A 14019-nucleotide genomic window follows, 5' to 3' on the forward strand; every position below is an offset into this window, starting at 1 on the left:
ACACAAACATGCTCAGCCTGCTCAGACGTATCACTCAAGAAGTGACCGCAGCACAATCATTGCCTGTTGCGTTGGACATTATTGTCCGACGTGTACGCAGAGCAATGCGAGCAGAAGTATGTTCGATCTATTTAGTTGATCCCAATACCAATGAATACATTCTAATGGCAACGCGCGGCTTGAACGCGGATGTTGCGGGTAGTGCCAGCCTGAAAGCCGATGAAGGCTTGGTTAGCTTGGTGGGGCGCCGTGCCGAGCCTGTTAACCTAGAAGATGCACACATTCACCCCTCATTTCACTATTTAAAAGGCACTGGTGAAGAGCGTTATCGCTCGTTCCTTGGTGTGCCTATTATTCACCATCGTCAAGTGCTTGGTGTGCTGGTGGTTCAGCATGAAGATAAGCGTCGCTTTGATGAAGGTGAAGAAGCCTTTTTGATTACCTTATCGGCTCAGCTTGCAGGGGTGATTGCCCATGCAGAAGCCACGGGCGCGATGACGAGCTTAAGTGTTAACGCGGCATCAGCTGGATCGGATTTCCGATATAAGGGGGTTGCCGGTAGTTCGGGGGTTGCTATTGGTCGTGGGGTGGTGGTTTACCCACCTGCAGATTTGGATGTGATTCCTGATCGTACCGTGGATGATTGTGCCACGGAAGTTGAAGAGTTTAATCAAGCGCTTGATGCCGTTCGTCAAGATATTCGCCGCGCCAGTAATCGCCTTAGCCAGCATTTGTCAAATGATGAAAAAGCGCTGTTTGATGTGTATTTAAAAATTCTCGATGACAATGCTTGGTCTAAAGACGTTGAGAGCAAGATCAACGCAGGAAATTGGGCACAAGGGGCGCTTAGGCAGGTCATTCAAACGCATATCGCGCATTTTGATCGCATGGATGACCCTTATTTACGTGAGCGAGCCTCGGACATTCGAGACTTAGGTCGTCGGATTCTCTCGCATTTACAGGCTAAGGCGCCCAACTTAGCAGAGCGTTTTGAGGAGCCTTCTATTATTATTGGTGAAGAGCTGACGGCTTCTATGTTAGGTGAAGTTCCTCTTGATAAGATCAAAGGCCTTGTTTCCGTGATGGGGTCGGGCAACTCCCACGTGGCGATTTTAGCCCGTGCTATGGGAATACCTACGGTGATGGGGGCGTTGGACTTGCCCTACGCTCAGCTTGATAAAGTCAATTTAATTGTGGATGGCTATCTTGGGCAAATTTTCACTTACCCTTCTGAACACCTGACACAGAATTATCAACAAATTGTTGATGAAGAGCGCCAGTTAGAAGAAGAGTATGAAACGCTCAAGGATTTACCTTGTGTCACTCAAGATGGCTACCGTTTATCGCTTTATGTGAATACCGGTTTAACCGCTGACATTGCTCGATCTTTAGATCGTGGGGCGGAGGGGATTGGTCTTTATCGAACGGAAGTGCCTTTTATGGTACGGGATCGCTTTCCCACCGAGGCAGAACAAGAACACATTTATCGCCAACAATTAGAAGGTTTTGCTCCCGCACCAGTTACCGTTCGGACTTTAGATATTGGTGGCGATAAATCGTTACCTTATTTCCCCATTAGCGAAGAAAATCCCTTCCTTGGTTGGCGTGGTATTCGTGTGACGCTGGATCACTTGGAGATTTTCATGGCGCAAATTCGTGCCATGATCAAAGCCAGCGCAGGGCTTCATAATCTAAAAATTATGTTGCCAATGATTTCCCATGTGGCTGAAGTGGAAGAAGCTTTAGCACTGATTCGTCGAGCGTATGCGGAAATTAAAGAGGAAGGCTACGATGTTAAAATGCCCCAAGTGGGGGTGATGATTGAAATTCCGGCAGCCGTCTATCAAGTTAAAGAGCTTGCCTCGCTGGTAGACTTTATGTCTGTGGGGAGTAACGATTTAACTCAGTATCTGTTAGCGGTGGATCGAAATAATCCTCGTGTGGCGGATTTATATAACTGTTTTCATCCTTCGGTTTTGCGTGCTTTGCACTCGATTGTAAAACAAGTGAAAAACGAAGGGATTAACTTAAGTGTTTGTGGTGAAATGGCGGGCGATCCTATGGGAGCCATCATATTAATGGCCATGGGCTATGATGTGCTATCGATGAGTTCCACCAGCTTACCGAAAGTAAAAGCGGTTATCCGCAATATCTCCATGGATCAAGCGCAAAACATGTTGGATCAGGTGATTCATCTTACTCATGCTGACGCTGTGACTCAGACCATGACGCGATTAATGCGCGAAGCAAATATCGAACGTTTGGTGCGTCCAGCAAAAACCACAACGCATTAATTTAGTTGTCCATTAAAAGGTTGTTCCTACCGTTATGATAGCTTATCCAGATTTTGATCCTGTTGCCATTTCCATAGGCCCACTTGCCGTACATTGGTACGGTATTATGTACTTAGTTGGCTTTGCTAGCGCGTATCTTTTAGGGAATTATCGTGCTAAGAAATCCAATGGTTTGTGGACGCAAGAAATGGTCAGTGACATGATCTTTTATGGTGCATTGGGGGTCATTTTAGGGGGGCGTATTGGCTATATCCTTTTTTATCAGTTCCCCGTTTTTATCAAGCACCCTTTAGTCATGTTTCAAATTTGGGATGGCGGCATGTCATTCCATGGTGGGTTAATTGGCGTCATTATTGCGATGATGATCTTTGCTCGTCGCTACAATAAACACTGGATGGATGTCACCGATTTTGCGGCGCCTTTTGTGCCAATTGGTTTAGGGGCAGGTCGTATTGGTAATTTTATTAATGGAGAGTTATGGGGTAAGCCGAGTACATTACCATGGGCAATGATCTTTCCCAAAGACCCATTACATCTTCCTCGTCAACCTTCTCAGTTGTATCAATTTGCAATGGAAGGTGTGCTGTTGTTTTGTATTTTGTGGTTCTTCTCAAAAAAGAGTAAACCTCGCTACTGCGTCTCGGGCTTATTCTTATTGTGTTACGGTATTTTCCGTATATTGGCAGAATTCGTACGCGAGCCAGATCCGCAAATCGGCTATCTCGCTTGGGGATGGGTCACCGAAGGGCAGGTCTTATCTTTGCCAATGGTCATTATCGGCATTATTTTGATTGTCTTTGGTTATAAAATGAAACAATACCCCACAACATAAAACGCAGAAAAATAAAAAAAACAGCCAATGTGCTGGTTTTTTGTTTTTACTGAGAATGATGAGCAGGAGCTTTGTTGTATGTTGGATTATCTGTACAAGTCATTTCGTTTTCTTCCCATTGCTCCAGATGTCTTAAAATCTGGGTTAGAAACCTATTTGTCTGAGCAACGAGACTGGTGTGAGAGTGCGGACTTTTCAGCTTTGTTTCCGTTTAAAGAGCTGGGGTTGCCGCAAGATTTCTTTTTGCAAAAAGTCATGCACTGCGATGGGGTGGATTATCTGACGGGGCCGCGCTTTTTGAATATGAATATAGAAGCGCCTTATATTGAGCTTGCTGCCAGTTCCGGTCCATTGACACCCAAAGCCGCAGAACAAATATTTAAGCTATGGGAGCCGTTGCAAGCCAAACGTATTCGTGTGCTTCGACCTGCCAAAGAAAAAGGCAAAGGCATTGGGGATCAGGGCTTTTACGCCTGTTCATTACCTGCTAAAGCGGTTCAGGATAACAATGTTGATGATGCTTCCACTACTCAAGTTGTGCTTAAAACAGCGCTTATGTCTGACCTTCAATGGTGTCTAAATACGCTTGATGTGTCTTATCAAGAAGCTTATCGCCGTATGCCTCAATTAAAAGACAGGCTGTCACCAACGGATAAAGACTATCTGCAAGAATTGATCGAAATGGATAGTGTTATGATCATAATGCAAGGCCAGACCAAGGTGGGTCTTATGGCTTACGAAGAGAGTCTTAGAGGTTTTATTCATGCCTATTGGATGATCGAAAAAGTGATTTTACCTGAGTATCAAGGCCAACATTTATCGTCTAAAGCACAAATGCTCTTATGCCAACAGCTTACCCATGACACAGAAGACAGAGTGTTAATAGGACACATTGATAACGATAATATTCCATCGATTAAAACCGCAGAGCAGGGTGGGCGTGAACGTATTCTGGATTATGTTTTTCTAAGCCGAGAGGATGTTGTGTAGCGGTCTCGGTACCACGCGAAATCGTGTAACAAAAAACGGTGAACCCTTTCGGATTCACCGTTTTTTTAATTTGAGAGAGGTTAAACCGAAAAGGGATAAGCAATAGGTTCGTGGCACTGGTAGCCTTCCACTGTAAAATCATCCAAAGTCACCCAGGTTTCAATGTCTTTTAGGGATTTGATCTCTGGATTGATTTTCAGCGTTGGCAGTGGATAGGGTTCGCGTTTTAGCTGAACATCGCGCATCAACTCTAGCTGGTCTTCATAGATGTGAGCATTCACTATCTTATGGAAGGCTTGTCCCGCTTTATGTCCGGTGATCTGTGCGACAAGAGCAAGCAATACGTATACTTGAACCATGTTGAAGTTTAGGCCTAGAGGGACGTCACAGCTGCGCTGAGTGCTGTTTAGATAGAGAGTGTCACCCAGTAACGAAAAATGGTGGCTGTACATACAAGGGCGCAGACAGGCCATATGAAATGCCCCTGGGTGATAAAAGGTCAAAATCTCACCACGGTTATCCACACCACGGCTCAAATCGTCGATGATTTGTTGCAGTAGATCAATATGACCGCCATCCGGTTTGGGGAAGGCCCGACCAATCGCGCCATAGCACAGTCCCATATCGTCTTCGCCTTTGCGATAAGGGTTGTTTAGCCAGACGTCATTTTGATTGGCGTTAGCGTCCCATGTTTTGGTGCCAAGGGCTCGAAAGTCGGCTGCATTGTCGTAACCCCGTAGATACCCCAAAATTTCCGCAATAGCGGATTTCCAATAACTTTTACGGGTTGTTACAAGAGGGAACTCCCCTTTGCTGACATCATAGGTCAAATCCGCATTGATGACCGTCAGACATCGTTTACCAGTGCGCTCGTTGTTGACCCACTCACCGTCGTTTATGATGCGCTGGCAGAGGTCTAAATATTGTTTCATGGGGTGGCCTTGTCTGGTTGCTGGCAAAGATAGTAAAGCATGAGAAATGCATTCTTGTTTGCCATGAGTATAATGATTGCCAACGATTATATCAGAACTTCACTTTGTCTTAACCCAATGCCGTGATGCGGTGTCATTTTTAAAGGGTGTTTTTATGCTATCACTCATTGTTGCGATGTCGACGAATCGAACCATCGGAATCAATAATGCCTTGCCTTGGCATCTACCGAACGATTTAAAATATTTCAAGCAAGCCACCATGGGCAAACCCATTGTGATGGGTCGTAAGACATTTGAGTCTATTGGTAAGCCATTGCCGGGGCGTCGCAATATTGTGATTACTCGTGATGAGGCATTCCAGGCTGATGGAGTAGACGTTGTACACACGTTAGACGATGCTATTGCTTTAGGTGAAGACATTTGCCTTGTGAATGGGCAAGAAGAGGTAATGGTGATTGGAGGTTCGCAAATTTACCAATTGGCCTTAGAACGTGCCGAGCGCCTTTATGTGACCCATGTGGACGCACAAGTCGAGGGGGATGCCTTTTTTCCAGAGGTAGATTGGCCTTCATTTACTCTATTGGCGGAGGAATCTTTTGCAGCAGAAGGTCCTAATCCTTACGATTATCGTTTTTCAGTTTATCAAAGAAGCAGTGCAAGCTAATGGGACTCTTTTGAGCCAAGTCATTAGCGAGTATTAATCGATGTTATAGAATAGAGGTAAACTATGTGGCAACAGTGGGAAGTGACGTTACCAGCAAGCCGTCGAGGTTTTCATCTCATTACTGATTATATTGAACGGGGATTAGATGAATTAGCACCTGTATCAGTAGGGTTGTTGCATTTGCAGTTGTTGCACACGTCGGCGTCTTTGACCATTAATGAAAATGCCGATCCTTCTGTTCGTCGTGATATGGAGCAGCATTTTTCCGTCATGGTGCCGGAAAATCAGCCCTATTATGAACATATTTATGAAGGGGCGGACGATATGCCTGCTCACATAAAGGCCAGTATGTTGGGATCGTCTCTAACCATACCTATCAAGAATGGCCAATTATATTTGGGCACTTGGCAGGGGGTGTATCTAGGAGAGCATCGCGAGCATGCTGGGGCAAGACGCTTGCTTATGACATTACATGGAGAGTCTTAAACTCTTTGTTGATCGGTCATTTCTCGAAGCGATAATGAAGGGGAATAGCTGTGCCTATCTCTCCTGATGACTACTATTCGAGTCGAGGTAAAATACAGAATTTAATAGAGTATATTTCTTCAATCGATGAAGATTGTGAACGTTTTTTGGCATCATTCGGTCGCTTTGTTGTTTAGTTTTTAAAACCAAGAATCAAGACTAAGAGCCCTTCTTCGTCAGGTTGACACTTGTCATTGGTTTTTCGTTTTAAAGGCTTTTCTCATACAAGTCTGATACCCAGTTTTAATTTAAATTATCAAAATGGAATCCAAATGAACGCGTGGTACTTTCTTTGTCTCTTATCCGTCGTGGCGATTTTTATCGCCTTTACTAATCAATATGTCCTCAAACTACAAACGACAATTGCCATCACAACGGGCTCCGTGGTGATTTCTTTGTTGTTAATGGCACTGGCCCATTTTTCCAGTAATGAGTTAACGGATGCCATTAAAACCTCAATGGAAGGCATCAACTTTAACTTATTGCTGTTAAAGGGAATGCTGGGTTTTCTATTGTTTGCTGGGGCCTTGGAAATCGATCTGCATTTGCTAAGGCATCAGCGCTGGGAAATTGCCATCATGGCGTTAGGGTCGACATTAGTTTCAACCTTTATCGTTGGTTTTTTAAGCTATGCGCTGCTTAATGCATTGGGTTGGGCTGTACCACTGATTTATTGCATGCTATTTGGTGCCCTGATTAGTCCGACAGATCCCATTGCAGTCTTAGCGATAATTAAGAAAATGCATGCACCGGATAAAATTTCGGTACAGGTCGAAGGGGAGTCGCTGTTTAACGATGGGGTTGGTTTGGTTGTTTTTACGACGATTTTTGCTCTAGCCTTCTCTGGAGAGTCACCCACATTTTTAGGTGTTGCCCAGTTATTTTTGGTGGATGCTGTTGGTGGGATTTTATTTGGTGTGGTTATTGCCTTAGTGTCTCATTGGTTAATTTGTCGCAGTAATGACAGTAGTATAGAATTGTTGATTACCTTATGTATTCCGACAGCGGGCTACGCATTGGCAAACCTGTTGGATATTTCCGGACCATTGGCCATGGTGGTTAGTGGTATTTTCATCGGTAATGTGACCCGTACAGTGGGTTTCTCCGAACAAAGTCAGCAAACCTTATCTCACTTTTGGCATACGGTCGATGCTTTCTTAAATTCTCTATTGTTTATCTTAATAGGCCTGTTGTTAGTGGTGTTACCTGTGACTTGGGCTGAGGCTGGGATCGGTGTATTAATGATTCCGTTGGTTCTACTGGCTCGTTTTATTAGTGTGTCCTTACCTTATAAGGTATTTCGCCGTTACCGAACTTACGATGCTCACGCCATTAAGATTCTGACATGGGGGGGGCTACGTGGAGGATTAGCCCTAGCTATGGCCGCTTCGATTCCACGGGGGCATCTTGTTATCAATGGTAGTGATTACCATACTCTGGTGGTGATGATTACCTATGTGGTGGTGATTTTTTCGATCATCGTTCAAGGGTCGACCATATCGCCGATTATCAAACGCAGTATTGAGGAAGGGAAAAACCAATAAGCGATCTTGTTCGCTAAGGATGGCCGTTAGGAATGGCGCAATAAATCCCCAAGACCTGCCGGTTTGGGGATTTTGTTTTCTTCAAGGAGTAGGTTATTGCGCTTGGCCAGATGCCTTGATGTGTTCTAATCGGCTTGCTTCTAAAGCATCGTTGGCACTTTGTGCAAGCTCTTCTATGTCTTCGCCATCTTCTGGAAAAGCGGCAATGCCGAAACAATAGTCGAGAGGGTCTGCTTTGCCTTCTAACAATAACGCTTTTTCTTTATCGGTAGGGTGAATGATGTGGTTCAGCAACTGCATCGCATCTTTAACACTGGTATTTGGCAAAAGCAGTAGCAGTTTATCGGGTTCGACCCTTGCGAGTACATCCGCTTCACGAATTTTTTTATAAATGTGGCGGGCAAGTGTTTGAATTCTTAGGTTACGAATCTCCATGGGTAAATCAGCTAGACGATTATGGGCATCCAGGTGAATTTTCGCCATGGTCAATGGGGTGTATTGACGCTTGGCAAGGCCAAGTTGCTTTCTAAAGTGGGTTTTCGCTGCGCCTCGATTGAGTAGCCCTGTTAACTCATCGAAGGTGGCTTGAGTACGCAAGTGAGCTTCGAGTGCTTTTTGAGGGCTGATATCTTCTACAAAACCAATGATTTTTTTTATGCTGCTATCAGGACGTTTCGTATAAGTGCGTCCTCTTTCTTTTACCCAAATGTATTCGCCATCGGCCTTGCGGATACGGTACTCACATTCGTAATAATTTTGATGATGGATAACGTGTTCCGTCACCGTATTATTCAGCCTTTCTACATCGTCTGGGTGAACCATCTGGTGCCATTCGCGAGTCGATTTAGGCGTTTGCTCTCGAGAGCAGCCGAGTAATAAGGCAATGGAAGCAGAACAAGATATAAGGTCGGAATCGGTTTCCCAAATCCATAAGCCTGCTGAGGATTCCGTTAACGCAAATTTCAGCAAGGTGTTTTCAGCATCGGCTAAATCCATATGGTCCGTATCATAGACACATGCCAAGACATACTCGCCCATATAGTGAAATTCGAGTTGGGTATTGATCTGTTTGGTGCCAATGTTTAATAAGCTTTCGCAACGATCAATGTCGCCGTTTTGAATTTGCTGGCAGAGATTTAGCCAGTCCTCAACAGATTTTGCTTCTTCACTTAGTTCTACCCAAGAGTCACCAGGAGCAGCGTTAAAATTTTCAAATAACATCGCGAAGCTGTGGTTGACAGCATTTAGCTTGCCCGTTTTGCTTTCTATGATGAAAGCGGGGGTTGGCATATTGATAAAAGCCAACTCAAAAGGGTTATTCACGGCGCTCATTAGTTCTGCTCCTATTAAAACAAGTTACTCTGGTGTGATCCAGCGAACTTGACAATTTGATTGGTCATCCTCGGCTAACAATTTCGTTAGCATGGGTAAGAAATCTTTCGCTTCTTTTTCTAATGTCCAAGGTGGATTGACTATGATCATACCACTTCCAGCCATACCGCGTTCTTCTTGTGAATCACGGATGCACATTTCAAGTAGTAATATATTGCGTATCTTGGTGTTTTCGACGTCTTTTAGCAAATTGTTTGCTTGTTTGCGACTGAGTACAGGATACCAAATAGCGAAAGTACCTGTAGCAAAACGTTTATAGCCATCTTGCAATGCCGTGACAACATGTTGGTAGTCTTTTTTGACTTCGTAAGGAGGATCCATGAGCACAAAGCCACGCTTTTGAGGTGGTGGGAGCATGGCTCGAACGGCATCAAAACCATTATCTTTGACTACATTGGCACGGCGCTTATTAGGAAACAAAGCCGCCAAGACGGGATAGTCGTTTGGGTGTAACTCACAAAGATGCATCTTATCTTTGGATCGAGTGTAGTAATCAACGACTTTGGGGCTGCCGGGATACATCGTTAATGTATCGCTAGGGTTCATTTCCCGAACGATGTCGAGAAAGTGATCGACGGCATCTGGTAAGTGGTGTTCACCAAGAAGGCGGGCAATGCCTGTTTGAAATTCTTTGTTCTTCTGTGCTTGTTCAGAATCAAGTAGGTATTGACCAATGCCCGCATGGGTATCTAGATAGAAGAAAGGGGTGTCTTTCTTTGTCAGATGACGACAAATTTCACTGACTGTAATGTGTTTTAAAATGTCGGCGTGATTACCTGCATGGTAAATATGACGATAGCTGAGCATGGTGTTCCTGTCATCAGTGAAGGGGTGAAAAAGATTTCCTTACGCGCAATGATAGTATGGCAACATAGGAATATAAAGAAAAAGGCTGCCCTGTCACGAGGATCAAAGGCAGCCTTTGCGTCTTAGGTAGTTTTATTGAAAGATCATCTTATTGAATTTGATCCAAATCGCGAACGGCGCCTTTGTCTGCGCTGGTTGCGAAATGAGCATAGACCTTCAGTGCTGGTGAGACTTTACGAGGGCGCACTTCGGCTGGTTTCCAAGCGCCTGCTCCTTTGGTATTCATTGCATCGCGGCGTGCTTGTAGCTCTTCGTCAGTGAGCAGAACATTGATACTGCGATTTGGAATATCAATACGGATGATGTCCCCACTTTCTACCAAACCAATGGCACCACCTGCAGCGGCTTCTGGCGATACGTGACCAATCGATAAACCTGATGTCCCACCAGAAAAACGTCCGTCTGTTAGCAAAGCACAAGCTTTTCCTAACCCTTTGGATTTAATGTAAGAGGTAGGGTAGAGCATTTCTTGCATACCAGGGCCGCCTTTTGGCCCTTCGTAACGTACGATTACGACTTCGCCCGCTTTTACTTTATCATCCAAGATGTTTTTAACCGCTTCATCCTGAGATTCTGTGATGTGAGCAGGCCCTTCAAATACTAGGCAGGACTCGTCCACTCCAGCGCTTTTTACCACACAGCCATCTAACGCGATGTTGCCGTAAAGTACGGCTAAACCGCCTTCTTGCGAGTAAGCGTTTTCGATGGAACGAATACAGCCTTCAGCGCGATCACCATCCAGTGAAGGCCAGCGAGTAGATTGGCTGAAGGCCGTTTGCGTTGGTATCCCCGCAGGGCCTGCTTTGTAAAGTTCCATTACTTCTGCTGTGGGAGCGCGCATAATATCCCACGTTTCCAGTGCTTCTAGCATGGTATTAGAGTGGACAGTATGACATTGGTTATGCAAAATGCCCGCACGATCTAATTCGCCAAGTAGGCCAAAAATACCACCAGCACGGTGTACATCTTCAACGTGGTATTTAGGGGAGTTTGGTGCCACTTTACAAAGTTGAGGCACGCGGCGAGATAATTGGTCGATGTTTTCCATGGTGAAATCAACACCCGCTTCGCGAGCAATGGCGAGTAAATGCAAAATGGTATTGGTAGATCCACCCATGGCAATGTCGAGCGTCATGGCATTTTCGAAGGCTTCGAATGTAGCAATAGCCCTTGGCGCCCATTGAGGTTCATCGTTGTCGTAGAAACGTTTGGTGATGTCGACAATACGACGACCCGCTTCAACGAATAAACGATGGCGATCTGAGTGGGTGGCTAGAACGGTGCCGTTGCCAGGTAAGCTTAAACCGAGAGCCTCAGTCAAACAGTTCATTGAATTGGCGGTAAACATACCGGAACATGAGCCACACGTTGGACAAGCAGAACGTTCGTATTCAGCGACTTTCTCATCAGAAGCCGTTGGATCGGCTGCAATGACCATGGCATCAACTAGGTCCAAATTGTGCTCAGATAACTTGGTTTTCCCCGCCTCCATTGGTCCACCGGAAACGAAAATAACAGGGATATTAAGTCGCATGGCTGCCATTAGCATGCCAGGGGTAATTTTGTCACAGTTAGAAATGCACACGAGCGCGTCAGCGCAGTGGGCGTTGACCATGTACTCGACTGAGTCTGCAATGAGGTCTCGAGACGGTAGGCTGTAAAGCATACCATCGTGCCCCATTGCGATGCCGTCATCAACGGCAATGGTATTAAATTCTTTGGCAACACCACCGGCAGCTTCAATCTCACGACACACGAGCTGTCCAAGGTCTTTTAAATGAACATGGCCGGGTACAAATTGAGTGAACGAGTTGGCTACCGCGATAATGGGTTTATGAAAGTCATCGTCTTTCATACCGGTTGCACGCCATAGAGCGCGAGCGCCTGCCATATTGCGGCCGGAGGTTGTCGTTTTAGAACGATATGCTGGCATTGATTTCCCCACAGTTTTTTTTGCTTTATATAGACGCACATGTTAACAAGTTTATTGACTATTCCCAATGATGTTTTTTAGGCAACATTAAGACATTGGCAATAGTGAGGTTTTTACATTAAGGCGAGAGCGAATAACTATGTCGAATAATTCGATCCTAAATTACGCACCGGTCTCATTGGCACGTCAACCAATTGTCGACAATAATCTTGCGATTATGGGCTATGAATTGCTGTATCGTAAAAGTGAGTACTCTCTCGTTGCTGAAGTGGTGGATGATATAGGGGCAACCGCACAGGTGATTACCGCGAGCCTATTGGAAATAGGCATGGATAATCTGGTGGGTTCTAATAAGGCATTTGTCAATTTCCCCCGAAGTTATTTGCTGAATCCAAGCAGCGTGCCACTAAATCAAAACAAGGTAGTGATAGAAGTGTTAGAAGGTTCCGGTTTTGATGCTGTCCTCTTAGCTTCATTACGCCGTTGGGTAAAGCAAGGCTTTAAGATTGCGCTAGATGATTTTGTGTTTGAGCCTAAACTGACGCCTTTTGTCGAGCTAGCTGATTACGTTAAGTTGGACATTTTAGCGCTGGGACAGGATGAGTTTCATAGGCAGGTTGAAGCGCTCCGTGGCTTTGATGTGAAAATCATTGCAGAAAAAATTGAAACTTGGGATGAATATCATTTTTGTCGCTTGCTTGAAGTGGATTTTTTTCAAGGATATTTCTTTGAACGCCCGGAGACCATCTCTAGTAAGGGCTCAAAAGTCAATAGCATGACGTTACTGCAATTGATGGCTGAGATGTTAAAAAGTGATGATTTAAGCATGAATGAACTAGAGCGCATAGTGAGTCAGGATGTTGGATTGGTTCATAAGTTATTACGTTATCTTAACTCTCCTTATACTGGTTTGGTTGCCTCTGTGGACTCAGTGCGTTTGGCAATCTCGTTGATTGGTGTCAATCAGTTGAAATCGTTAACGAATTTATTGTTGATGTCAGAGATGACTGGTGATCGTCCGGTTCTTCTAGAGCAAATTATGGTGCGAGCCAAACACGCAGAGCTGTTTGCCAAAAAACGTGGCTATGGTAATCACGATAAATACTTTCTAGCAGGTATGTTGTCCATGATTGATGTGTGTACTGGTATGAGCCTTGGTGATGTCTTGAAAGAGCTCCCTCTTCCTAACGAATTTATTAATGCCATCATTAATAGAGCGGGTCGTGTCGGTCAAACGTTAGACCTAATTGAGTATTATGACAATGGACGACAGGTGAAGCTTGAGAGTGACCTTGTTGATCTTAGAGACACGTACCTTGAAGCTATACAGTGGACAGATCAATTTGTCGCTACATTTTAATGGCTGTTTTGTAGGTTATTTCTGACAATCCTGTAGGCAAATACATTTTGTTGTGTCGGCCATTTGTTCTTTTACGATGATTTTTATTTATTTCATTGTTTTAAAAGGCTTTTTTGTGTTTTCGGTGTTTTTTTTCTTGCTTGTATCTGACTCAAATTCTGCTAAATTTACCTTGTCGAACGGGAACAACATGGATGTAAGCAAAGGATTTGCAGCAGTGCATGAAGCAATGGCGACAGTAGGTGGATAGGATGCTCCTTTTTCAGGACGCTCAATGGATGAGAATGAATCGCTAGGAAAGCGATTGCTCACACTAGGATGGTGCTAGTACTAGGATGGTAAAAAGTCAGGATGATGTGCTCAGTGGATGAGTTACCCGATAGGATGACGGTGAAAATAAGGCAGCTTAGGCTGCCTTTTTTTATTTCCATTGACCTATCCTAAATAAGATCGTCACTTTTCACTTTTCACTTTTCACTTTTCACTTTTCACTTTTCACTTTTCACTTTTCACTTTTCGGCGTTTTATTGTGAGCATCTTTGTATGCAGATTGAGCTTATCCCCCTGTGTCAGGATAGTTGTCGCCTCATTTGATATTATAAATAGACAGGGGGCGGTAAGTTAAAACCAGTGGATTACCAAAGACATTCAAGAGCCTTTAAAGAAGCCATCTTACAGAAACTCAG

Annotated in this window: 12 protein-coding genes; 7 read left to right on the forward strand and 5 right to left on the reverse strand. The window is 44.5% G+C overall.

Annotated elements, in window-relative coordinates; genetic code table 11:
* Positions 1–8 precede the first annotated feature (8 nt).
* The 3 genes from ptsP (at position 9) to MSP8886_RS18675 (ending at position 4116) form a co-directional block, all read left to right on the forward strand.
* A complete protein-coding gene (ptsP, locus tag MSP8886_RS18665; protein ID WP_067019450.1) occupies positions 9–2294 on the forward strand; it encodes a phosphoenolpyruvate--protein phosphotransferase in 2286 nt (761 codons plus the stop codon).
* Between the two features lie 34 nt (positions 2295–2328).
* A complete protein-coding gene (gene lgt / locus MSP8886_RS18670; protein WP_067019453.1) occupies positions 2329–3126 on the forward strand; it encodes a prolipoprotein diacylglyceryl transferase in 798 nt (265 codons plus the stop codon).
* Positions 3127–3204: 78 nt separating this feature from the next.
* Positions 3205–4116 carry a hypothetical protein gene (locus MSP8886_RS18675; RefSeq protein ID WP_067019455.1) on the forward strand — a complete coding sequence of 304 codons (912 nt, stop codon included), beginning with the start codon at positions 3205–3207 and terminating at the stop codon, positions 4114–4116.
* An 80-nt stretch (positions 4117–4196) separates the two neighbouring features.
* On the opposite strand, the gene MSP8886_RS18680 is transcribed toward MSP8886_RS18675, so the two are convergent.
* The gene (locus MSP8886_RS18680) at positions 4197–5048 is read right to left on the reverse strand and encodes a thymidylate synthase (RefSeq protein ID WP_067019458.1); all 852 of its coding nucleotides are present in this window, start codon (positions 5046–5048) and stop codon (positions 4197–4199) included.
* A gap of 154 nt (positions 5049–5202) precedes the next feature.
* Here MSP8886_RS18680 and folA point away from each other — a divergent pair, with 154 nt between their 5' ends.
* The 3 genes from folA (at position 5203) to MSP8886_RS18695 (ending at position 7781) form a co-directional block, all read left to right on the forward strand.
* Positions 5203–5712: a type 3 dihydrofolate reductase gene (gene folA, locus MSP8886_RS18685; protein WP_067019460.1), complete on the forward strand. Its 510-nt coding sequence runs from the start codon at positions 5203–5205 to the stop codon at positions 5710–5712.
* A 63-nt stretch (positions 5713–5775) separates the two neighbouring features.
* Positions 5776–6198 carry a secondary thiamine-phosphate synthase enzyme YjbQ gene (locus MSP8886_RS18690; RefSeq protein ID WP_067019463.1) on the forward strand — a complete coding sequence of 141 codons (423 nt, stop codon included), beginning with the start codon at positions 5776–5778 and terminating at the stop codon, positions 6196–6198.
* Positions 6199–6509: 311 nt separating this feature from the next.
* Complete coding sequence (locus MSP8886_RS18695; protein ID WP_067019466.1) at positions 6510–7781, forward strand: cation:proton antiporter; 1272 nt, start codon at positions 6510–6512, stop codon at positions 7779–7781.
* A 93-nt stretch (positions 7782–7874) separates the two neighbouring features.
* On the opposite strand, the gene MSP8886_RS18700 is transcribed toward MSP8886_RS18695, so the two are convergent.
* From MSP8886_RS18700 to ilvD, 3 genes are all read right to left on the reverse strand, one after another.
* Positions 7875–9113, reverse strand: a complete 1239-nt coding sequence (locus tag MSP8886_RS18700; RefSeq protein WP_245659145.1) for a sensor domain-containing diguanylate cyclase — start codon at positions 9111–9113, stop codon at positions 7875–7877.
* Positions 9114–9137: 24 nt separating this feature from the next.
* Complete coding sequence (locus MSP8886_RS18705; protein WP_067019469.1) at positions 9138–9980, reverse strand: 23S rRNA (adenine(2030)-N(6))-methyltransferase RlmJ; 843 nt, start codon at positions 9978–9980, stop codon at positions 9138–9140.
* A 148-nt stretch (positions 9981–10128) separates the two neighbouring features.
* Entirely contained in the window at positions 10129–11973 is a 1845-nt protein-coding gene (gene ilvD, locus MSP8886_RS18710) for a dihydroxy-acid dehydratase (protein WP_067019472.1), read from the reverse strand.
* Between the two features lie 139 nt (positions 11974–12112).
* On the opposite strand from ilvD, the gene MSP8886_RS18715 reads away from it, so the two are divergent.
* Positions 12113–13333 (forward strand): EAL and HDOD domain-containing protein, encoded by a 1221-nt coding sequence (locus MSP8886_RS18715; protein WP_067019475.1) that lies wholly within the window; start codon positions 12113–12115, stop codon positions 13331–13333.
* A 308-nt stretch (positions 13334–13641) separates the two neighbouring features.
* Here the strand turns inward: MSP8886_RS18715 and MSP8886_RS22705 are convergent, their stop codons facing one another.
* Positions 13642–13764, reverse strand: coding sequence for a hypothetical protein (locus MSP8886_RS22705; protein WP_281197870.1), 123 nt, complete (start codon positions 13762–13764; stop codon positions 13642–13644).
* Between the last annotated feature and the right edge of the window lie 255 nt (positions 13765–14019).

The sequence above is a fragment of the Marinomonas spartinae genome (genome assembly GCF_900089775.1).
GTDB lineage: Bacteria > Pseudomonadota > Gammaproteobacteria > Pseudomonadales > Marinomonadaceae > Marinomonas > Marinomonas spartinae.